This window comes from Phaeobacter sp. JH20_08, assembly GCF_048056635.1.
Lineage (GTDB): Bacteria > Pseudomonadota > Alphaproteobacteria > Rhodobacterales > Rhodobacteraceae > Phaeobacter > Phaeobacter bryozoorum.
The window spans coordinates 165,261-186,950 of the sequence record NZ_JAYMVV010000018.1 but is presented as its reverse complement, the minus strand read 5'-3'; the positions used below and the strand labels follow the sequence as shown (position 1 = coordinate 186,950).

Here is a 21,690-nt window from a genome sequence, read left to right as displayed (position 1 = left end):
TCCAACAGGGAGATAAGATGATGAACAAACTGGCAGATTATGACGGCCCGATCCTGGAAATCGACAAGCTGTCGATCTCCTTTTTCACCCGGTTGCGCGAAATTCCGGCGGTGATGGATTTCTCCGTCACCGTGCAGCCCGGCGAGGCGGTGGGGCTGGTCGGGGAATCGGGCTGCGGCAAATCCACAGTGGCGCTTGGCGTGATGCAGGATCTGGGCAAGAACGGCCGCATCACCGGCGGCTCCATCAAGTTCAAGGGCCGCAATCTGGCGGAAATGAGCGCCGAAGAGCTGCGCGATGTGCGCGGCAATGAGATCGCGATGATCTATCAGGAGCCGATGGCCTCGCTCAATCCGGCGATGAAGATCGGCAAGCAGCTGATGGAAGTGCCGATGATCCACGAGGGCGTCAGCAAGGAAGAGGCCTATCGGCGCGCGCTGGAGGTGGTGAGCGATGTCCGCCTTCCCGACCCTGAGCGGATGCTGAATTCCTTTCCGCATCAGCTGTCGGGCGGCCAGCAGCAGCGTATCGTGATCGCCATGGCCTTGATGTCGAAACCGGCGCTGCTGATCCTTGATGAGCCGACCACCGCGCTCGACGTGACGGTGGAGGCCGCCGTGGTCGAGCTGGTGAAGGATCTGGGCAAGAAATACGGCACTTCAATGCTGTTCATCAGCCACAACCTCGGGCTGGTGCTGGAAACCTGCGACCGGCTCTGTGTGATGTATTCCGGCGAGGCGGTGGAGCGCGGCTCCATCCATGATGTGTTCGACGAGATGCAGCATCCCTATACCCAGGCGCTGTTCCGCTCGATCCCGCTGCCCGGCGCGGATAAGAATGCCCGCCCGCTGGTGGCGATCCCCGGCAATTTCCCGCTGCCCCACGAACGCCCGCCCGGCTGCAACTTTGGCCCGCGCTGTGACTATTTCGTGGCCGGGCGCTGTGATGCCCAGGATATTCCGATGGCAGCCGTCCATGGCAACGACCGCCACCACACCCGCTGTCTGCGCCATGATGAAATCGACTGGAACGCCCCGATTGCCGCCGCTGTGCAAAAGGAAAAACCCGAGGTCGGCAAGGTGGTCCTGAAAATCGACAATCTGCGCAAATATTACGAGGTCTCGGCCAATGCGCTGTTTGACAGCGGCGCGCGCAAGGTGGTGAAGGCCAATGAAACCCTGAGTTTCGAGGCCCGAGAGAGTGAGACCCTGGCCATCGTCGGCGAGAGCGGCTGCGGCAAATCCACCTTTGCGAAGGTGCTGATGGGGCTGGAGACCGCGACCGATGGCGCCATCGAATTGGATGGCAAGAATATCGAAGCCACCCCGATCGAACAGCGCGACACCCGCACGGTGTCCGATGTGCAGATGGTGTTTCAGAACCCGTTCGACACGCTGAACCCCTCGATGACCGTGGGCCGTCAGATCATGCGGGCGCTGGAAATCTTTGGCATCGGCGACAGCACGGCGGCGCGCCGGGAGCGGATGCTGGAGCTGCTGGATCTGGTCAAGCTGCCGCGGGCCTTTGCCGACCGGATGCCGCGCCAGCTGTCAGGCGGGCAGAAACAGCGCGTCGGCATTGCCCGCGCCTTTGCCGGTGGCGCCCGCATCGTGGTGGCGGATGAGCCGGTCTCGGCGCTGGATGTCTCGGTGCAGGCGGCGGTCACCGATCTTCTGATGGAAATCCAGCGCAAGGAGAAGACAACGCTCCTGTTCATCTCCCACGACCTCAGCATTGTGCGCTATCTCAGCGACCGGGTGATGGTGATGTATCTCGGCCATGTGGTGGAACTGGGCACCACCGATCAGGTCTTTGCCCCGCCCTATCACCCCTATACGGAGGCGCTGCTGAGCGCCGTGCCGATCGCCGATACCTCGGTTGAGAAACGCCATATCGTGCTGGAAGGCGATATTCCCTCGGCGATGAACCCGCCGCCCGGCTGCCCGTTTCAGACCCGCTGCCGCTGGAAGTCGAAGGTGGCCGATGGGCTCTGCGAACGCGAGGTTCCGCCGGTCCGCACCCTTGCGGGGGGCCATCAGGTGAAATGCCATCTCGACGATGCCGAACTGGCCCAGATGGAACCGGTGATCAAAATCGCCGCCGAGTGATCGGCGGCCAGGCCGCTGCGAAACGATCAGCCCAGCAGCAGCATCACGATGATCAGCAGGTTCATCGAGGCAAACTGCATCAGTCGCGGCATATCGTGGCGGCGCAGCACGGCATAGGCGGCCAGCGCAATAGAGGCCGCCGCCCCGGCGAGAGAGGCGCCGCCGATCAGCAGCCCGATCTGGCCGGTATTGGGTCCCCAGGGCGCGCCGGGCGTATAGATCCCCTTGAGGCCGACACCGATCAGGATGCCCAGAATGGCGCCCGCCAGCGTGAACTCCACGCCGCGGATCGCCAGCGGCGCGCGGTCGGCAATCACACTGTCAACGATCTGCGGCGACGGGCCGGACTGGGGCTGCCATTGCATCTGGTTCAGGCGTTCGTCGAAGCGTTTGAAAGACACCGGGATATTCCTCTTCTGAAGCTTCCGATTAGTTGCCAAGAGATTAAGGCAACTTTCTGGCAACCAGACGGAGTTAACGCGGCATTAAGGAAGATTATCAGCGCATTAATGCCGATCCCCCGGACAATCGGCAAGCTGCTGCCGAAACTGCGTAGAATTTCAGATTTGAAGCTCAGATTTCAAACAGACAAAACACGCAGACCCCCGGTCAATTGCGCCCCCAAGCGCGCAGGCTCGGCGTGGTCAGGCTGCTGCGCGACGGTCACTCTGGCGCGATCCCCTGCCGGAGGGGCTTAGCTGCCCCAGATCTTCTTCACGTAGTTCTGGGTCTCGCGGTAGGGCGGCACACCGCCATGTTTGCGCACCGCTTCGGGGCCTGCGTTATAGGCCGCCAGCGCCAGCCGCCAGGATCCGAACTTGCGGTACTGCCGGGCGAGATAGCGCGCGCCACCTTCCAGGTTCTGCCTGGGATCGGTGGCATCCACCCCCAGCGCCTTGGCGGTGGCGGGCATCAGCTGTGCCAGCCCCAGCGCGCCCTTGTGGGATTTTGCCGTCGGGTTCCAGCCGCTTTCCTGCTGCACCAGTCGCAGAAACAGATCCTCCGGCACGCCGTGTTTCTGCGCCGCGGCCCGCGCAATGTTCAGATACTGGCCCCGATATTTGCCACTATACGGCAGGCTGCCGTGTTTGGAGGGCGTATGGATGGTGGGCGGTTGCAGGCGGATCGAATTCTTGTACTGCCCGGCAGCGCGCTCATCCAGAACCCGCGCGTGCGAGGCAAACAGCTTGCGCTGGCTCTTTGTGCTGAACATATCTGCCATTGCCATCTGGCCCGATACAACACCGGCCAGCGTGACCCCCACCAACAGCCTACGCATAAAACGCCCTGCCCTGTCCCTGTTTTTCCGTATCCTGGATTGCGCGAAACTATATCCGGATTGACTAAAAAGAAAAGAACCTTCGCGTTTCCTGCGGCTGCGGCCGGTGATGCGGGCGCCTCTCGCGCAAAATATGAGGATGACCTCAGATATCGCCGCCAGCCGACTTTCATGTGGCGACCCGGAGCGGTAGTGTGGCCGCCAACCCGGCGCGACCAGATTCGGACCGGACAGATTTCATACCCCGACGGGGCCCGCCGAAACCGCTGAGCTGGAGGGGTAGACCACCCGGCTTTTGCTGATTTTCGCGACTCCGAACGACCAGACCAAGAGGACAGACCCATGGCAGGCTCAGTCAACAAAGTAATCCTGATCGGCAACCTCGGCCGTGATCCCGAAGTGCGCAGTTTCCAGAACGGCGGCAAGGTCTGCAACCTGCGGATCGCAACCTCCGAGACCTGGAAAGACCGCAACACCGGCGAGCGTCGCGAAAAAACCGAATGGCATTCGGTCGCGATCTTCTCCGAAGGTCTGGTGCGCGTGGCAGAACAATATCTGCGCAAAGGCTCCAAGGTCTATATCGAGGGCCAGCTGCAAACCCGCAAATGGCAGGACCAGAGCGGCCAGGACCGCTACTCGACAGAGGTGGTCTTGCAGGGCATCGGCGGCACGCTGACCATGCTTGATGGCCGCAACGAAGGCGGCCAGGGTGGTGGCAGCGGCTATGGTGGCGGTCAGGGCGGCGGCAGCTATGGCGGCGGCGGTGGCTACGACAGCGGCCCCAGCGGCGGCGGTCAGGGCGGCGGCTTCGGCGGCGGCAACCAGGGCGGCGCATCGCATAATATCGACGATGACGAGATCCCGTTCTAAAGGCGAATCACAGTCACGAACCGGCGCCAAAAGCCCGGTCGACTGGTGTTTTTCCTGCGCAGACCTCCATCGGTCTGCGCATTTTTTTTTGCAAAACCCTTAGTTCCCATAGCGATAGCGGCGGCGATTGATCCCAGCCAATAACCAGCAAAACAAGGCGATTTTGAATTCATCTTTTATCTAAAATCTCTATCGGGCGATAAAATACATATTCTATTAGCACCTCGAACCTACGGTTTTGCGGACCGATAACGTTAAGCCGGAGCGTAGAGTATGATCAGCCGACTGTTGCAGCGTATGTCCATCCGGGCAAAGATTATGACCCTCATCGGGTTGCCTCTCCTTATTATTATCGGGATATCCGGCGCGGTGCTGTACACGCTGAACAAACGGGCGAGTTTCGACACCACGCTGACCCGGGACATCATGCTGACCGCGAGCGAGCTGGTTCATAATCTACAGCTGGAGCGCGGCATGTCTGCGGAGTTCCTCTCCACCGAGGCGACCGCGCTCCCTGCCCGGCTGGAAACCCAGCGCCAGACATCGCAGGAGTTGCGCGAGCATATGCTGGAGGTGATCGAAACCGCCGATCTGTCACAGCTGCACGACAACACGCGTGTCTTCGTCAGTCTCGCCCATGACGAGCTGGAAGCCCTGGATGACATGCGCCTCAAGATCGCGGATCGGGCCATCAGCGCGCCGGAAGCGGTCGAATTCTACAGCAAACTGAACCTCCACCTGCTGGAAACCGCCCTTGCCTTTGAGGTGCTGGTCCACGACACCGAACTGGCCGAGCGTGCGATGGCCTTTACCTATTTTCAGATGGCCAAAGACGCCTATGGCATCCAGCGTGCGGTCGGTGCCCAGGGCTTCGCCAATGGCTGGACCGAAAACCTGCAATCACGGATGCTCATTTCCTATATGCAGTCAAAAGAACGCATGCGCGTTTTCCATGAGCTGTCCGACAGCGAAAGCGTCGAGCTTTTTGACGGGCAGGCCGCAGGCGAAACCTATCAGACCTTTGCGAATATCCGGTCGGATGTGCTCGCCGGTCGCACCCCTCAGGACCTGACCGCCGAGGAGTGGTTCGAGATCGCCACCAACGCGATTGAGATTGTCAAAGAGGTCGAAACCGAGATCCGCGATCAGCTGATGGCCGATTTCGAGGCTTTCGACAGGTTCAACAACAATGCCTTCTACCAGACGCTGGCTGGCCTCTCCTTTGTGATCGTGGCGATAAGCCTTGGCGCGCTGGTGATGGCCCGCGATATCGCAGGCGGGGTGCGGATGGTAACCACCGCGCTGGAGCGGATCAGCTCCGGTGAGCTGGAGATCGACATCTCCGGCAAATCGCGCAAGGACGAGATCGGCAATATCGCGCGACAGGCCGAAATCCTGCGCGGTCACGCCCTCGAAAAACGCGCGGCCGATGATCATCTGGACCGCGCAATGGCCGAACAGAAACTGGTCTCCGACGCCATCGCAGAAGCGCTGAGCCAACTCAGCAACAAGGTGCTGGTCTACCGTCTGAAAGACCATTTCCCCGAAGATTTCAAAAGCCTGCGCATGGATTTCAACGAACTGGCCGCCTCGCTACAGGATGCCATGAGCACCGTCCGCAGCGCCGCCCTGTCGGTTGGCGACGACAGCCAGACCATTGCCGCCAATATGGATGATCTGTCCCGGCGCACCGAATCGCAGGCCGCCGCGCTCGAACGCTCCACCCATGCCATGAACGAGATCACCACCAGCGTTGGCGAATCCGCCAGCAACGCCAAGGAGGCCGAGACCATCGCCGGCACCACTCAGGACAAGGTCAACGATTGCGAAGAGATCGTTCAGAAAACGGTGACCGCGATGGAGGAGATCCGCGCCTCCTCCGACGAGATTTCCCAGATCACCAAGGTGATCGAGGATATCGCCTTCCAGACCAATCTGCTGGCGCTCAATGCCGGTGTCGAGGCGGCGCGCGCTGGTGAGGCCGGTCGCGGATTCGCGGTGGTCGCCAGCGAGGTGCAGCGGCTGGCACAGCGCTGCTCCGATGCGGTGTCGCAGATCGACGAAATCACCGCCCGCAGCTCGGCACAGGTCAATACCGGATCCAGCCTCGTCGGCTCTGCCGGCAGCGCCATGTCCGAGGTCAGCACCCAGGTGAGCGCGATTTCCGAACTGATCGTCTCGATTGCAAAGGGGCTGGAGACCCAGTCGACCCAGCTGAGCGAGGTGAACCACGCCGTCGGCGAGATGGAACAGATGACCCAGACCAATGCCGCCATGACCGAGGAGACCACCGCCTCGGCCACGCAGCTGTTCCAGCAGGCACGCGAGCTGAACACGATGATCGGCGCCTTTCAGCTGGAAGGCACAGCAGCCCCCGCCTCAACGCAGGAGGAGCACAGCGACGCGGAGATGGCGGCGCAGATGGCCGCCGCCGCCGAGCATGACGCCGCAGATATCGAAGCTGGCGTTGACGACGACGAATCCTGGGTCGCCTGATCCTCAGGCCAGCCAGGCCAGATCCTCATCCGGCATATGACACAGCCCCCGCCATGGCAGGGGCTGTCGTCAGTTGAACGGCGTGCCGAGCAGCGCGCCGTCACGTCGGGATCAGGGTCTGGGCCAGCGCCGCCCCTCAGGCCGTCACCGCTGCGCCAGCGCCTCCCGCAGCACCTCCAGCACAGCCTCCGGCGGCACGTCCCCGGTGACAAAAGCATGGCCGATGCCGCGCGCCAGAATGAACCGCAGCTGGCCATCGACCACCTTCTTGTCCTGCCCCATCAGCGCCAGCAGCGCCTCGGCATCCGGCAGGTCGCCGGGGATATCGGCGAGGTCGGTCTTCATCCCCATCGCCTTCAGATGCGCCCGCACCCGGCTGGGGTCCTCCTGGCTGCACAGGCCCAACCGCGCCGAGAGCTCAAACGCCAGCGCGCAGCCGATCGCCACCCCTTCGCCATGCAGCAGCCGGTCACCATATCCGGTGGCCGCCTCCAGCGCATGACAGAAGGTATGGCCAAGATTAAGCAGCGCGCGGTCGCCCTGTTCGGTCTCGTCACGCACCACGATATCGGCCTTCATCTGCACCGAGCGGGTCACCGCCTCCACCCGTGCCGCGCGCGCACCGGCCGCCAATGTCGGCCCCTGCGCCTCCAGCCAGTCGAAAAACGCCGCATCCCCCAGCAGCCCGTATTTGACCACCTCGCCATAGCCGGCCAGAAAATCGCGCGGCGTCAGCGTGCTCAGCAGCGCGGTATCCGCCAGCACCAGCGAGGGCTGATGAAAGGCCCCGATCAGGTTCTTGCCCTGCGGCGCATTGATGCCGGTCTTGCCGCCGACGGAGCTGTCGACCTGCGCCAGCAGCGACGTCGGGATCTGCACAAACCGCACCCCGCGGCGCAACACAGCCGCCGCAAACCCGGCCAGATCGCCGATGACCCCGCCGCCAAAGGCGATGACGATGTCATTGCGCTCGACCTTCTGCTCCAGCAGCCATTCCACCGCGCGGCTGAACTGCGGCCAGCCCTTGGTGCTTTCTCCGGGGGGCAGCGCCAGCGCCGCCATCTCGATCCCCGCCTCCGCCAGCCCGGCCTGCAAGGCCTCCAGATGATGGGCAGCCACCGTCTCATCGGTCAGCACCGCCACTTTCGGACGGCGCAGCAATGGTTGCAGCCGCGCGCCCACATCCGCAAGAAGATCCGGCCCGATCACCACGTCATAGGCCCGCTCGCCCAGGTCGACATGCACAACCCGTTCCAAGCTGAACTGCACCATCATATCCACTCCAGCACGTCCGGGCGGGCGCGCAGCGCCTCGATCACCCGGTTCACCATTTCATCTATCGACGCCTGCCCGTCCGACACCACGGTCAGATCCGCCTGCGCATAATAAGGCACCCGTTCATGATAGAGCGCCGACAGCGTCGCATGGGGATCCTTGGTGCGCAGCAGGGGCCGCGTGTCGCGGTGTTTGACCCGGTTCCACAGCACCTCAAGATCCGCATTCAGCCAGATCGCAACCCCGCGTTCGGAGATGATCCTGCGGTTTTCCTCGGCCAGGAACGCACCACCGCCGGTGGACAGCACGCCACGCTCCTCATCCAGAAGACGCCGGATGACCTGGCGCTCCTTCTGCCGAAAGAACGGCTCGCCATCGCGGGCAAAGATTTCGGGAATGGTGCGGTTGGCCGCGGCCTCGATTTCGTGATCGCTGTCCAGAAACGGGGCCTTCAGACGGGCAGCAAGGGCCCGGCCCACGGCCGTTTTCCCTGCCCCCATCATCCCCACCATGACGATGGTCTTCTTCAGCGCTCCGGGCACCCGGCGGTCACCCGCGCCACTGAGTGTTTGCTCTTTTTCGCTCATTCTTCAGTGAATGACGTGATATTGCTAAAAAGGCCATATATAACTTGCACAAAAGCCAAAGAAGCAGTCAGCGGGACACCCATGGGGCGATTGATCAAATACCTACTTTATTTAGTTATACTGGCAGCGATCGGATTGGTGATCTATGCCTATGTCGGGCCGTGGTTCGGGGCGGATTTCGACGCCCCCACCTCCGAGGTCCGCAAACCGGTGGTTCTGAATGCCGACTAGAAAACGGCGCGGTGAGTCGGCCCCTGCGCGCTCTCCCTCGGGCAGGGAATGCGAGGCCGCCCCCGCCCTGATCACCCAGCGACTGGCGCAGATCGCGTCTCTGACCCGCCCCCTGACGCTGAGCCTCGGGGTGGCGGTCGGCGTTGGCCTTGCCGCTTCGGCCCCGGCACAATCGCCCGCGACCACGCGCCCCCCCGCACCCGCTGCCACCCCCCCATCAACCACGCCCCCCGCGGCCAAGACGCCGCGACCGGGCAGCCGGGCCGCAAAACCGGATGATCCGCTCGCCGCCATCGACTGGCTGGCCACGCCGGCGCCGGATGCAGGGCTGCCCGGCACCGTTCTGCTGGAACCACCCGTCGCCGGGTCTGCCCGACGCCCCGAGGTCACCGTGACGCCGCTCGCCAGCCTTGTTGCGCCCGTCGGCCTTGTCAAACCCGCCTCCACCGGACTGCCTGTCGACCTGTGGCGCGGCAGCAGCGCCGAGGAGCTGGCCACCCTGCTGGCCGCCGTGCCTGTGCGCAACTCCCCGGCGATGCAGTCGCTGATGTTCACCCTGCTGCTGTCGGAAACCCGCCCGCCTGCCGAGGGCGGCGAGACGCTGCTGCTGGCGCGGCTGGACCGGCTGATGGATCTTGGCGCCCCGGACCCGGCGCAGGCCCTGGCCGAACAGGCAGGCCCCACCCGCAGCACCGCCCGGTTCAAGCGCTGGTTCGACGCCACCCTGCTGACCGGTGACGAGCAGACCGCCTGCCGTGCCCTGCAGGAACAGCCGCATCTGGCGCCCGATTACGCCGCCCGCATCTTCTGCGCCGCCCGGCTCGGCGACTGGCCGACCGCCGCGCTGCTGCTGGAGGCCGCCCATGCGCTTGAACTGGTCGACAGCCGCCAGCTCGACCTTCTGGACCGCTTCCTCAACCCCGATGTGTTCGAGGATGCCGCCCCCCTGCGAGCACCCAAATCGCCGGATCCGCTGACCTTCCGCCTGTATGAAACCATCGGAGAACGCCGCCCGACCGCCAATCTGCCCCGCGCGTTTGCAGCGGCAGATCTGCGCGATATCGCCGGCTGGAAGGCGCAGCTGGAAGCGGCTGAACGGCTGACCCGCATCGGCGCGCTGAACCCCAATCATCTGCTGGGGCTCTACTCCGAACGCGCCCCCGCGGCGTCCGGCGGCATCTGGGACCGGGTTGCGGCGCTGCAACGCTTTGAAACCGCACTCGAAACCGGCAGCGCCGAGGCCGTCAGCAAGACCCTGCCAAAGGTCTGGCAGGCCATGCGCACCGCTGAGATCGAAACCGCCTTTGCCGATCTTTTTGCCGACCGGCTGGCGCGGATCCCGCTGGAGGGCAGCGCCGCACAGCTGGCCTGGCGCATCCGCCTGCTGGCCCCGACCTATGAAACCGCCTCCCACAGCCTGCCGGATCTGAAGGGCCACGCCGCATTTGTCGCGGCGGTGGCGCAGGGCGTGCCCACGGCCGAGCTGGCACATAGCGGTCTTGAGCAGGCGATCGCCGCCGCCTTTGCCCCCGAAAGTGCTGCCCCCCGCAAACTTCAGCGCCTGCTGGACAATGGCCAGCTCGGCGAATCGATCCTGCGCGCGATGCAACTCTTTGCCCAGGGCGCCGAGGGCAATCTCGGCGATCTCACCGATGCGCTGGCAACCTTCCGCGCCGTCGGACTGGAGGATACCGCCCGCCGCGCCGCCTTGCAGCTGCTGCTGCTGAACCGCCGTTAGGCCCGCCGCCATGGCCCCTCCCCGATGAGCAGCCCCGCCCATGCCCCGCAGGATGATCTGCAATGGATCTCCACCTTTCTGGATGCGCAGGCCGCCGATCTCGGTGCGGCGCGCAACACCTTGCTGGCCTATGGCCGCGATCTGAAGGATGTCGCCAGCTGGCTTGCCCATAAAAACCTCGGTTTTGGCAGGGCCTCCCGCGATGATATCGAGGCCTATCTGATCTCCTGCGACGCCGAAGGGCTGGCCCGCGCCACCCGCGCCCGCCGCCTCTCCGCGATCAAGCAGATCTACCGCTTTGCCTTTGACGAAGGCTGGCGCAGCGACAATCCCGCGATCCAGATCAAGGGGCCGGGACGCCAGAAGGCGCTGCCCAAGACCCTTGAGGTGATCGAGGTCGACCGGCTGCTCTATGCCGCCCGCCAGTCCGGCCGCAGCACCGCCGACCGGCTGCGCAACACCTGCCTGATGGAGCTGCTCTATGCCACCGGCATGCGGGTGAGCGAGCTGGTTGGCCTGCCGGTGGCGGCTGCGCGGGGCGATCCGCGCATGTTGCTGGTGCTGGGCAAGGGCGGCAAGGAACGCATGGTGCCGCTGTCGCCGCCGGCCCGCGATGCGCTGGCGGCCTGGCTTACCGCACGCGACACCGCTGAGGAGGCCGCCGTTGCCAAAGGGGCTGCCCCCTCGCGTTTCCTGTTCCCGTCGCGTGGCAAATCCGGCCATCTGACCCGGCACCGGTTCTATCTGCTGATCAAGGAATTTGCCGTCGCCGGGGGCATCGCGCCCGAAGCGGTGTCGCCCCATACCCTCCGCCACGCCTTTGCCACGCATCTTCTGACCAATGGCGCCGATCTGCGGGCGATCCAGGCACTGCTTGGCCATGCCGATATTGCCACCACCGAGATCTACACCCATGTGCTGGACGCCCGGCTGAGCGAGCTGGTGCTGGACCATCACCCGCTGGCCCGCCCTGCCGGGGCTGCCGATCACCCCGCCCCACCGGGTAAAACCGACCTGTCGGGAACAGAATAGCTCCCGCACGGCGCGAGCGTGCCACCTCCCCCCTTGCGACAGAGCGGTCGGCACCCCATAACCATGGGGATCACAACATTTCTTTCGGGACTCTGATGGACAGCACCACGACCTTTGTCGATTCCACCTTCTGGACCACCGCCGGCGCAATTGTCTTTCTGCTGGTTCTGTCGGGGTTTTTCTCTGGCTCCGAGACCGCATTGACAGCCTCTTCGCGGGGCAAGCTGCGTTCGCAGGCCGACAAGGGCTCCAACGGCGCCAAACGTGCACTGGCGATCACCGAAGACAGCGAACGGCTGATCGGCTCGATCCTCTTGGGCAACAACCTGGTGAATATCCTCGCCACCTCGCTGGCCACCGCGCTGTTCACCCGCGCCTTGGGCGAAAGCGGTGTCGCGCTGGCCACCCTGGTCATGACCCTTCTGGTGCTGATCTTTGCCGAGGTCCTGCCCAAGACCTACGCCATCTCCAATGCCGAGAAAGCCGCCGCCGCCGTTGCCCCTCCGATTGGCATATTGGTCACGTTGCTGGCCCCCGTGGTGGGGGCCGTCCGCCTTCTGGTGCGCGGTGTGCTGCGCCTGTTTGGCGTACGCATCGACCCCAACAGCCACATCATGGCCGTCCGCGAGGAAATCGCCGGCGCCCTGCACCTTGGTCACTCCGAAGGTGTGGTCGAAAAGGAAGACCGAGACCGGATCCTTGGCGCCCTTGATCTCTCCGACCGCTTTGTCGAGGAAATCATGCTGCACCGCTCCAATATCGAGATGATCGACGCCAGCCTTGAGCCACAGAAGATCCTCGAACAATGTCTGACCTCGCCGCACACCCGCCTGCCGGTGTTCAAGGACGAGCCGGAGAACATCATAGGCGTGCTCCATGCCAAGGATCTTCTGCGGGAGATGTACGCCCAGATCGGCGGCCCCGACGGCGATGCCGCCTCGCTGCGCAACTTCAATATCACCAGCGTGACCAAACCGCCCTATTTCGTCCCGGAAACCACCACACTGGATGAACAGATGCGCCAGTTCCTGCGCGCACGCACCCATTTTGCGCTGGTGGTCGATGAATACGGCACCCTACAGGGCCTGATCACCCTGGAAGACATCCTTGAGGAAATCGTCGGCGAGATCACCGATGAATTCGACCCGGATGAGGAAACCGTGGTGAAGAAAACCAGCGACGGCAACTATCTGGTCGATGGCGCCACCACCATTCGCGATCTCAACCGCGCAACCGACTGGTCGCTGCCCGATGACGAGGCCAACACAATCGCCGGTCTGGTCATTCACGAGGCGCAGACAATCCCCGTCGTGGGGCAGGTCTTTTCCTTCCATAATTTCCGCTTTGAGGTCACCGCGCGCGACGGCAACCGCGTGACGGAGCTGAAAATCCGCCCGCTGCAATAACGCAACCGCGCCCCCGCATCATCAGGCCGCCGCCCCACCGGGTGGCGGCTTTTTTTGATGCAGCGCCCCACGGCTGACGCCCGGTTCGTCCTCGCAGCGCTCAATCCCGACGGCTGATGTCGCGTTTTTGCTGGACTACTAAACACATCTGTCCAGAATAACCGCAAACAGCCAGTGGGGGATGCAAGATGAAGACGACAACACGGGTAGCGGTGATCGGTGGCGGCGTTGTGGGGTGCTCGGTGCTCTATCACCTGACCAAGCTCGGCTGGTCCGATGTCCTGCTGCTGGAACGCTCGGAGCTGACCTCAGGCTCCACCTGGCACGCGGCGGGCGGCTTCCATACGCTGAACGGCGACACCAACATGGCGGCGCTGCAGGGCTACACCATCAAGCTCTACAAGGAGCTGGAGGAGATCACCGGCATGTCCTGCGGGTTGCACCATGTCGGCGGCGTCACCCTCGCGGACAACCAGGAACGTTTCGACATGCTGAAGGCGGAGCGCGCCAAGCACCGGTTCATGGGGCTGGAAACCGAGATCATCTCTCCCGAGGAGATCAAGAAAATCGCCCCGGTCACCAATATCGACGGCATCATCGGCGGTTTGTATGACCCGCTCGATGGCCACCTCGACCCCTCCGGCACCACCCACGCCTATGCCCGCGCCGCGCGCATGGGCGGCGCCACGATTGAAACCCACTGCAAGGTGATCGAGACCAGCCAGCGCCCCGATGGCAGCTGGGATGTGGTCACAGACAAGGGCACAGTGCACGCCGAACATATCGTCAACGCCGGCGGCCTCTGGGCGCGCGAGGTGGGCGCCATGGCAGGCATCTACATGCCCCTGCACCCGATGGAGCATCAATATATCGTCACCGACGAGGTGCCGGAGATCGCCGAAATCATCAATGCAGGGGGCGAGCATCCGCATGTGATGGACCCGGCCGGCGAAAGCTACCTCCGTCAGGAAGGCCGCGGCCTCTGCATCGGCTTCTATGAACAGCCCTGCAAACCCTGGGCCGTCGATGGCACGCCATGGGACTTCGGCCATGAACTGCTGCCCGATGATTTCGACAAGATCGAGGACAGCATCGCCTTCGCCTACAAACGCTTCCCGGCGCTCGAACGCGCAGGCGTCAAATCGGTGATCCACGGCCCCTTCACCTTTGCCCCCGACGGTAACCCGCTGGTCGGCCCGGTGCCGGGGATGCGCAACTACTGGTCAGCCTGCGCCGTCATGGCCGGCTTTAGCCAGGGCGGCGGCGTCGGGTTGATGCTGGCGCAATGGATGGTCGAGGGCGAATGCGAGCGCGATACATTCGCAATGGACTGCGCCCGTTTCGGCGGCTGGATCACTCCGGGCTATACTCGGCCCAAAGTTATTGAAAACTATCAGAAACGCTTCTCCATCGCCTACCCGAACGAGGAGCTGCCTGGCGCCCGCCCGTTCCGCAGCACCCCGATGTATGACATCTTCGATGGCATGGGCGCGGTCTGGGGCGCGCAATACGGGCTGGAGGTGCCGAACTACTTCGCCACAGGCGACGAGCCGCGCTATGAAACTCCCTCCTTCCGCCGCTCCAACGCATTCACGGCCACCGCACGCGAAGTCAAAGCCGTGCGCGAAAACGTCGGTATCAACGAGGTCCACAATTTCGGCAAATACCTGGTCAAAGGCGCCGGCGCCCGCGCCTGGCTCGACCGCATCATGGCCGGTCGGGTGCCACAGCCGGGCCGCCTGTCGCTGACACCGATGCTGTCGCCCAAGGGTCGCCTGATCGGCGACTTCACCATCTCCTGCCTGTCCGAGGACGAGTTCCAGCTCACCGCCTCTTACGGCGCGCAGGCCTATCATATGCGCTGGTTCCTGCAGAACCTGGACGCGGGCGTTCAGCTGGAAAACATCTCCGACACCCGCACAGGCTTCCAGATCGCAGGCCCCCGCGCGCGCGCGGTCCTGCAAGCCTGCACAAGGCAAGACATCTCGGACATGCGCTTCATGGAGGTGCGCCGCCTGACCGTGGGCATGGCCGACTGCATCGTGCAGCGGGTCAGCTATACCGGGGATCTGGGCTATGAAATCTACTGCGACCTGCCCAGCCAGCGTGCCCTGTGGGATGCGCTGTGGACTGCTGGCCAGCCCCACGGCATGAAGCCCTTCGGCATGCGGGCGATGATGTCGCTCAGGCTCGACAGGTTCTTCGGCTCCTGGCTGCGCGAATTCTCCCCCGATTACACGGCGGCGGAAACCGGCCTCGACCGCTTTATCTCCTTCAAGAAACCCGTTGATTTCATTGGCCGCCCCGCGGCTGAGGCCGGACGCGACACACCGCCAGCCCGCCGGCTCTGCGCCTTTGAAGTGGAGGCTGACGACGCCGATGTAACTGCCTATGAGCCGATCTGGCTGGACGGCGCAGTTGTGGGCTTCTGCACCTCCGGCGGCTACTCCCACCACGCGCAGAAATCCATCGCACTGGGCTTTGTCCCCACCGACCGCGCTGAAGAGGGTCTGGCGGTCGAGATCGAGATCCTGGGCAAGATGCACAAGGCCCGACTGATCACCAGGCCGCTGTTTGATGCCGACGGTGCCCGGATGCGCGGCTGACAGCAGCAGGCGGGTCAATACTTCTGACCCGTCTCCCCCAGTGTTGCCATGTCAGCGCGCGCCGGGCCGCCGCTTTCGCGCAACAGATGGGTCCTGCCCCGGCCCCAATGTTTCGCACGCGAAACATTATGTCAGCCTCACTGACCTGCCCTGTCACTTTTTCTGGACCCCTCTCCTCTTCTGGCCCTAAATATCCCCGCCGGAGGCTTCCGACAGCGCGGCACCACGCCAGGGAGGCGACAGATATGACCGCCATCGCCATTCTGATCCTCGCTGCCGGCAGCGCCTCGCGGATGCGCGGGCGTGACAAATTGCTGGAGGAGATCGACGGAACACCGCTTCTGGCCCGGATCTGCGGGGCGGCCCTTGGCACCGGGCAGGACACCTATGTCACCTTGCCAGCCGCACCCCACCCAAGAGCCCAGCTGCTCAGCCGCGCCTGCCCCGCTGCAACAGCGCTCTTTGTGCCGGACGCGCAGGAGGGCATGGCCGCCTCCATTCGCTCAGGCATCGCAGGTCTGACCAAGAGCTACGAGGCGGTGATGATCCTGCCTGCCGATATGCCGGAGTTGACGCAAGCCGATCTGGCGCAGGTCGCGGGCAGCGCTATGGCGCTGCCAGACCGGATCCTGCGCGCGACCGGAACAGCAACCGGTGCAGACACAGGCTCAATCACCGGGGCGCAGGAGCGGTTTGGACATCCGGTGGTCTTTCCCCGCCGGTATTTCGCCGCGCTCGGCCAGCTTAGCGGCGATCAGGGCGCCCGCGCGGTTCTAAAGGCTGCACAGGATCAGGGAGAGACCATTCACCCGGTGCCGCTGCCCGAGGCCCATGCGCTCACCGATCTGGACACGCCCGAGGCGTGGACGGCCTGGCGCCGCGCGCGCACGACATTCAAAAGCGATTAGGCCACAGGGCTAGTGGATGAACCACTGCGCCCCCGCCTTGCACCCCGGCCGTCGGCGTGACGGCTGCGCAGGGGGCGCACCGGGCACCGGCGGCCGTGTCTGCAACTCGGGAAACAGCATCAGCACCTCATCGCGCTGGGCGCGATCCAACCCGCGCTGGGACTGGTCGGCAGGCTGAAAACACTCGATCCACGCCCCGTCGGCACAGACCACCTGATGGTCCTCACAGACAAAATGCAGATAGTCGATGCTGGTGGTCTCTACCGCATCGACCCCGGACAATCCGGTCAGATGTTTGGCCGCGACCAGTATCTCGCGATTCTCGAAATAAAATGCGGTCTTGTCATTGCCGATCAGCACCCGATGGCTCGGGCTGAGCAGCAGATCCCGCTCCGGCATCCCATTGCCAAGCGACCCTGCCGCGATCAGCACCGGTTGCAGATGTGCCGCCGCCTGCAGGGCGCTGCGATCCAGCCTCCGCCGCCCGATCCAGCGAATGGGCTGCAGACCATTGTCACGGGTCACCACACGGTCCCCAACGCTCAGATCCTCGACAGCGCAGATCCCCTGAGGGGTCGCAACAGTTGTTCCGGGCGTAAAGCAAGGCACGTCATGATCTCCGTCCAAAAGCCCGACCACCCCGGTCGCACAGCCGTGCAACCGGTCCCTAGCCTGCCTTGGTATTGCAAAGGGGCGCCACACCTCGGGGTACAGCTTTGAAGAGAGCGCCACTCATCCTGTGGCAGCATGGGATTACCCTACGCGGGCAAACCTGCCTAAAAAAGAACAAAATCTTAATCAGCGTGCATCCGCCGGCCCGGCCGTCCGATGATCCCGTCCCCAGAGGCCGGGGATTGTTTCCGGTCTGACCGCCGTCACCGGGCGATCCCGCAGAATCTGCCGTCACCGCCGCGAAACAACCTCCGTTTGTCGCCATCCTGCAAACAATGGCAGATCATCAGAGCGCACAGCCGCCCTCTGTCAGATCCATCACGCGAACCGCTGGGCGCAGGGGTTGTCCCATGGCGCGCAACAATGGGGAGAATTTTAGACAACTTGTCGCCACCACGGGCTGATTTACGATTCGCCCGGCCCCGTGACGCCGCCTGAGGCGCCGACCAGCGCTCAGATCATGTCGCTGACCCGCTGGCGAAAGGTCGCATAGGCTGCGTCAAAACCATCGCGCAGGGCAGCATCGGGGGTGACCGTGCGCGCGATCTGCGGCGCGGTCAGAACCTCGGCGGGATCCTCACCTGTCACCGCCAGCCGGGCCAGTCGCGCTGCACCAAGCGCGGCGCCGAACTCGCCCCCCTGCGGGAGATGCAGCGGCAGGTCCAGCACCGTGGCCAGCAGCTTGACCCAATAGGGTGATCTGCTGCCGCCGCCGATGACCAGACAGCTGTCCAGCTCAGCGCCGGTGCTGCGCAGCGCCGCCAGACAGTCGCGCAGCCCGTAGCAGACACCCTCCATCACCGCGCGGGCCATATCCTCGGTCGTGGTCGCGACCGACAGCCCCTGAAACCCACCGCGCAGGCTTGCCGAGTTATGCGGCGTGCGCTCCCCGGAGAGATAGGGAAGGAATGTCACCTCGCCGGGGGGGCGCAGCTGATCGCCAAGACCTGCTGTCAGATCCGCAGGGCTGCGTCCGGTGATCCGGCCCAGCCAGTTCAGGCAATCGGTGGCAGAGAGCATCACCCCCATCTGATACCAGCGCTCCGGGATCGCGTGACAGAAGGTATGCACCGCCGTTGCCGGATCCGGGTGGAACCCGTCGCGCGCGGTCAGCACCACACCGGAGGTGCCAAGCGAGACAAACCCCTGCCCCGGTGCCATCACCCCGGTGCCACAGGCCGCAGCGGCATTGTCGCCTGCGCCACCGGCCACAGTCACGTCTTTGCCAAATCCCCAGCGCGCGGCCAGTTCGGGACGCAGGATACCACCAGGCTCGCAGCCCTCGACCAGATCCGGCATTTGATCACGCCGCATGTGACCCGCGCGCAGCAGGGGCTCCGACCAGTCCCGCGCCCCCACATCCAGCCAGGAGGTGCCTGCGCTGTCGGACATGTCGGCCACATGGCGCCCGGTCAGATGCAGGTTCAGATAGGCCGCAGGCAGCAGGACCTTGGCCGTATTGGCAAAAATCTCCGGCTCGTGGCGCTGCACCCACAAAAGTTTCGGCGCGGTGAACCCCGGAAAGACGATATTGCCGCTCAGATCGCGGACCTTCGCCGTCGCGTCCAGCTCAGCCGCCTCAGCGGCGGAACGGGTGTCGTTCCACAGGATGCAGGGCCGCAGCACCTGATCGGCGCCGTCCAGCAGCACCGCACCGTGCATATGCCCTGCCACGGCAATGCCGCATATCTGACCATAGCCGGGGGTATCCCGCAGCTGGTCCATCGCGCGATCCAGCGCTGTGATCCAGTCGCCGGGATCCTGTTCCGACCAGCCGGGATGGGGGGTCTGCACGCAATACTGCGCCTCAGCCGAGGCGACGGGCCTGCCCACCGCATCGGTCATCAGCGCGCGTAGCCCCGATGTGCCAAGATCAATGCCAAGATACATATCTGTGCCCTCTCCCCATTACGCCGTGGTTCCGCCGCCTCAGACGAAACGGTTGACCAGCGCCTCCAGCTGTTCCTGACGGCCAGAGACCGGCTGCGGATCAAGCGCCCTGGCCTCGGCCTGATCGGCGATGGCCTCCAGCGTTGCGCCCTCGGCCAGATAGGCCTGCGCCTCGGCAGTGGTCCAACCGGCGTAACGGTCGCGGCGCTTGGCCTCAAGGCTATCACTTTCCAGCAAGGCAGCGGCGGCGCGTAGCCCCCGCGCGCAGACGTCCATGGCCCCCACATGGGCCGCGATCAGATCCTCGGCATCCAGCGACTGACGGCGCAGCTTGGCATCGAAATTGGTGCCGCCGCTGGTAAAGCCACCGCCGCGCAGAATTTCATAATAGGCCAGCGCCACCTCCGGCACGTTGTTGGGGAACTGATCGGTGTCCCAGCCGGACTGGTAGTCGTTGCGGTTCATGTCGATGGAGCCAAAGATCCCCAGCGCGTTGGCCATGGCGATCTCATGTTCAAAGCTGTGACCGGCGAGGATGGCGTGACCCTGTTCAATGTTCACCTTCACCTCATCCTCAAGACCAAAGCGTTTGAGGAAGCCGTAAACGGTGGCAACGTCATAGTCATATTGATGTTTGGTCGGCTCCTGCGGCTTTGGCTCGATCAGGATCGCGCCTTTGAAGCCGATCTTGTGCTTGTAGTCGACCACCATCGACAGGAAGCGGCCCATCTGCTCCAGCTCGCGCGACAGATCGGTGTTGAGCAGGGTTTCATAGCCCTCGCGTCCGCCCCAAAGGACATAGTTCTCGCCGTTCAGACGATGGGTCAGATCCATGCAGGCGCGCACGGTGGAGGCGCAATAGGCAAAGACATCCGGGTCGGGGTTGGTGCTGGCGCCGGCCATATAGCGGCGGTTGGAGAACATATTGGCCGTCCCCCACAGGAGTTTCGGGCCACCATCTGCCATTTTCTGTTCCAGCACATCGCCCATCTGGTTCAGGCGTTTGTGGCTTTCGGCGAGGCTTGCGCCTTCTGGCCGGATATCGTGGTCGTGGAAACAGTAGTACGGCACGCCGAGGATGCGAAACATGTCAAAGGCGGCCTCCGCCTTCATGCGCGCCAGATCCATGGTATCGGCGGGGAACCACGGCCGATCAAAGGTCTGCCCGCCAAAGGGGTCGTTCCCCTCCCAAACAAAGTTGTGCCAGTAGCAGACGGCAAAGCGCAGGTGGTCTTCCATCCGTTTGCCCATGATCATTTCATCGGGGTTGTAGTGGCGATAGGCCAGCCCGTCGCCATCCGGATTGTAGGTGATTGCTGCGATGTCGTCGAAATAGCCAGCCATGGTCAGGCCCTCTCTTCTGGCCCGACCGCAGGCTGCGGGGGCATGTTGTGTTTGAAATGGACGGCGGGAATGATCTGCCCAGTCAGCGGGTCGAACGGCAGCCCGTCGCTGAGCGCGACAAGGGCCGCTAGGGCGGCGGTGATTTCCTGCGCCGGTTTCTGGTCGATCACCGCATCAATAAGGCCCTGCGCCACGGCATCGCGGGTCGCGGCGCAGATTTCGTGGCTGATCACCACCGGAGGGTGCTGCCGTGCCGTCGCCGACAGGGCCGCGACCAGCCCCGGAATGCCGGCACCCAGATTGTAGACCCCGGTAATGTCGGGGTTTGCATCAAGCGCGCGGCGCAGCGCCTGTTCCAGCACATCAGGGTCGTCGCCTGTCTCCAGCGGTGGCAGCACCGGCAGACCGGGCGAGACCACATCGCAGAACCCGGCGTAGCGGTCGGCATGATCGCGGGCGCTGAGACTGCCGGTGATGGGAAGGATCCGGCCCCGCCCTTCGGAGGCCGCTCCGCGATGGGCCAGCACCATCAGGTCGCCTGCGGTGCGACCTGCGGTCCGGTTGTCGATCCCCACATAGGCATCCCGCGTGGTTTCCGGGCTGTCGGCGACCAGTGTGACCACGGCAACACCCCTGGCCCGCAGGCTGGTCAGCGCGGCCTCAACCTGCGGATCCTCCACCGCCACAAGGCAGAGACCGTCGTAATCCTCGGCGGCGCAGTTTTCGATCGCCCGCACCAGCGCCGCCGCATCGAAGGCAGGCACATGGGTGATGGTGATCTGCTGGCGCGCCTGCGCGCGGCGGGTCTGTTCGCTTTGGACATGCTCATGCAGCCGGGCAAAGAAGCCCTCCCCCGCCATCGGCAGCAGAAAGGCAAACCGGTAGCGGCGACGGCGTGACAGATTGGCGGCGGTGATATCGCGCTGATAGCCCAGCTCGGCAATGGCGGCGCGCACCCGGTCCTGCGATTTTTTCGCAACCCCGCCGCGATTGTTCAGCACCCGGTCCGCCGTGGCGTAGCTGACCCCGGCCGCGGCAGCGACATCATGTAGGGTTGGTTTTCCCATCCTTGCAGCCCATCTGTTTCCGGCAGTTTTGACAGACGTATATCATTTTCTGATAGACGTCTATCATTTTGTCGATCAAGCCGCGGTCGCCACGACCTGACAGGTGGCTGATGGATCACGGGGGGCAAGGTCTGAAACGCAAAAAGCCACCACATGCTGTGGCGGCTGTCATAAAACCATC

General features: G+C 63.9%; 17 protein-coding genes. 9 read left to right on the top strand and 8 right to left on the bottom strand.

What is annotated here, in order from left to right:
* Nucleotides 1-20: 20 nt before the first annotated feature.
* Nucleotides 21-2,108 (top strand): dipeptide ABC transporter ATP-binding protein, encoded by a 2,088-nt coding sequence (locus VWY75_RS16445; protein WP_416539159.1) that lies wholly within the window; start codon nt 21-23, stop codon nt 2,106-2,108.
* Nucleotides 2,109-2,134: 26 nt separating this feature from the next.
* Here the strand turns inward: VWY75_RS16445 and VWY75_RS16440 are convergent, their stop codons facing one another.
* Nucleotides 2,135-2,509, bottom strand: a complete 375-nt coding sequence (locus tag VWY75_RS16440; RefSeq protein ID WP_340545433.1) for a hypothetical protein — start codon at nt 2,507-2,509, stop codon at nt 2,135-2,137.
* 293 nt (nt 2,510-2,802) lie between these two features.
* The gene (locus tag VWY75_RS16435) at nt 2,803-3,387 is read right to left on the bottom strand and encodes a lytic transglycosylase domain-containing protein (RefSeq protein ID WP_416538691.1); all 585 of its coding nucleotides are present in this window, start codon (nt 3,385-3,387) and stop codon (nt 2,803-2,805) included.
* Nucleotides 3,388-3,729: 342 nt separating this feature from the next.
* Between VWY75_RS16435 and ssb the strand changes: the two genes are divergently transcribed.
* Together ssb and VWY75_RS16425 are read left to right on the top strand one after the other, a co-directional pair.
* Complete coding sequence (ssb, locus tag VWY75_RS16430) at nt 3,730-4,257, top strand: single-stranded DNA-binding protein (protein WP_340545431.1); 528 nt, start codon at nt 3,730-3,732, stop codon at nt 4,255-4,257.
* Nucleotides 4,258-4,530: 273 nt separating this feature from the next.
* Complete coding sequence (locus VWY75_RS16425) at nt 4,531-6,753, top strand: methyl-accepting chemotaxis protein (RefSeq protein ID WP_416538690.1); 2,223 nt, start codon at nt 4,531-4,533, stop codon at nt 6,751-6,753.
* A gap of 144 nt (nt 6,754-6,897) precedes the next feature.
* Here VWY75_RS16425 and aroB read toward each other — a convergent pair whose 3' ends face one another.
* Together aroB and VWY75_RS16415 are read right to left on the bottom strand one after the other, a co-directional pair.
* On the bottom strand, nt 6,898-8,025 hold the full coding sequence (gene aroB / locus VWY75_RS16420; RefSeq protein ID WP_416536049.1) for a 3-dehydroquinate synthase: 1,128 nt from the start codon (nt 8,023-8,025) through the stop codon (nt 6,898-6,900).
* Nucleotides 8,025-8,615 carry a shikimate kinase gene (locus VWY75_RS16415; protein ID WP_340545429.1) on the bottom strand — a complete coding sequence of 197 codons (591 nt, stop codon included), beginning with the start codon at nt 8,613-8,615 and terminating at the stop codon, nt 8,025-8,027. Before VWY75_RS16415 ends, aroB begins: the two co-directional genes overlap by 1 nt.
* Before the next feature lie 81 nt (nt 8,616-8,696).
* Between VWY75_RS16415 and VWY75_RS16410 the strand changes: the two genes are divergently transcribed.
* The 6 genes from VWY75_RS16410 (at nt 8,697) to VWY75_RS16385 (ending at nt 16,536) form a co-directional block, all read left to right on the top strand.
* Nucleotides 8,697-8,846, top strand: coding sequence for a hypothetical protein (locus VWY75_RS16410; protein WP_340545428.1), 150 nt, complete (start codon nt 8,697-8,699; stop codon nt 8,844-8,846).
* Nucleotides 8,836-10,584: a hypothetical protein gene (locus VWY75_RS16405; protein ID WP_416538689.1), complete on the top strand. Its 1,749-nt coding sequence runs from the start codon at nt 8,836-8,838 to the stop codon at nt 10,582-10,584. The genes VWY75_RS16410 and VWY75_RS16405 overlap by 11 nt, the downstream gene beginning before the upstream one ends.
* Before the next feature lie 24 nt (nt 10,585-10,608).
* Entirely contained in the window at nt 10,609-11,616 is a 1,008-nt protein-coding gene (locus VWY75_RS16400; protein WP_416536053.1) for a site-specific tyrosine recombinase XerD, read from the top strand.
* A 95-nt stretch (nt 11,617-11,711) separates the two neighbouring features.
* Entirely contained in the window at nt 11,712-13,022 is a 1,311-nt protein-coding gene (locus VWY75_RS16395) for an HlyC/CorC family transporter (RefSeq protein ID WP_340545425.1), read from the top strand.
* 188 nt (nt 13,023-13,210) lie between these two features.
* Complete coding sequence (locus VWY75_RS16390) at nt 13,211-15,628, top strand: GcvT family protein (RefSeq protein WP_416538688.1); 2,418 nt, start codon at nt 13,211-13,213, stop codon at nt 15,626-15,628.
* Between the two features lie 245 nt (nt 15,629-15,873).
* Entirely contained in the window at nt 15,874-16,536 is a 663-nt protein-coding gene (locus tag VWY75_RS16385) for a nucleotidyltransferase family protein (protein ID WP_416538687.1), read from the top strand.
* A 9-nt stretch (nt 16,537-16,545) separates the two neighbouring features.
* On the opposite strand, the gene VWY75_RS16380 is transcribed toward VWY75_RS16385, so the two are convergent.
* The 4 genes from VWY75_RS16380 to VWY75_RS16365 all read right to left on the bottom strand — a co-directional run bounded on the left by VWY75_RS16380 (nt 16,546) and on the right by VWY75_RS16365 (nt 21,509).
* Nucleotides 16,546-17,145, bottom strand: a complete 600-nt coding sequence (locus tag VWY75_RS16380; protein ID WP_416538686.1) for a Hint domain-containing protein — start codon at nt 17,143-17,145, stop codon at nt 16,546-16,548.
* Between the two features lie 516 nt (nt 17,146-17,661).
* The gene (gene xylB / locus VWY75_RS16375) at nt 17,662-19,098 is read right to left on the bottom strand and encodes a xylulokinase (protein WP_416538685.1); all 1,437 of its coding nucleotides are present in this window, start codon (nt 19,096-19,098) and stop codon (nt 17,662-17,664) included.
* A gap of 39 nt (nt 19,099-19,137) precedes the next feature.
* A complete protein-coding gene (gene xylA, locus VWY75_RS16370; protein ID WP_416538684.1) occupies nt 19,138-20,442 on the bottom strand; it encodes a xylose isomerase in 1,305 nt (434 codons plus the stop codon).
* A 2-nt stretch (nt 20,443-20,444) separates the two neighbouring features.
* Nucleotides 20,445-21,509, bottom strand: a complete 1,065-nt coding sequence (locus tag VWY75_RS16365) for a LacI family DNA-binding transcriptional regulator (RefSeq protein ID WP_416538683.1) — start codon at nt 21,507-21,509, stop codon at nt 20,445-20,447.
* Nucleotides 21,510-21,690 lie beyond the last annotated feature (181 nt).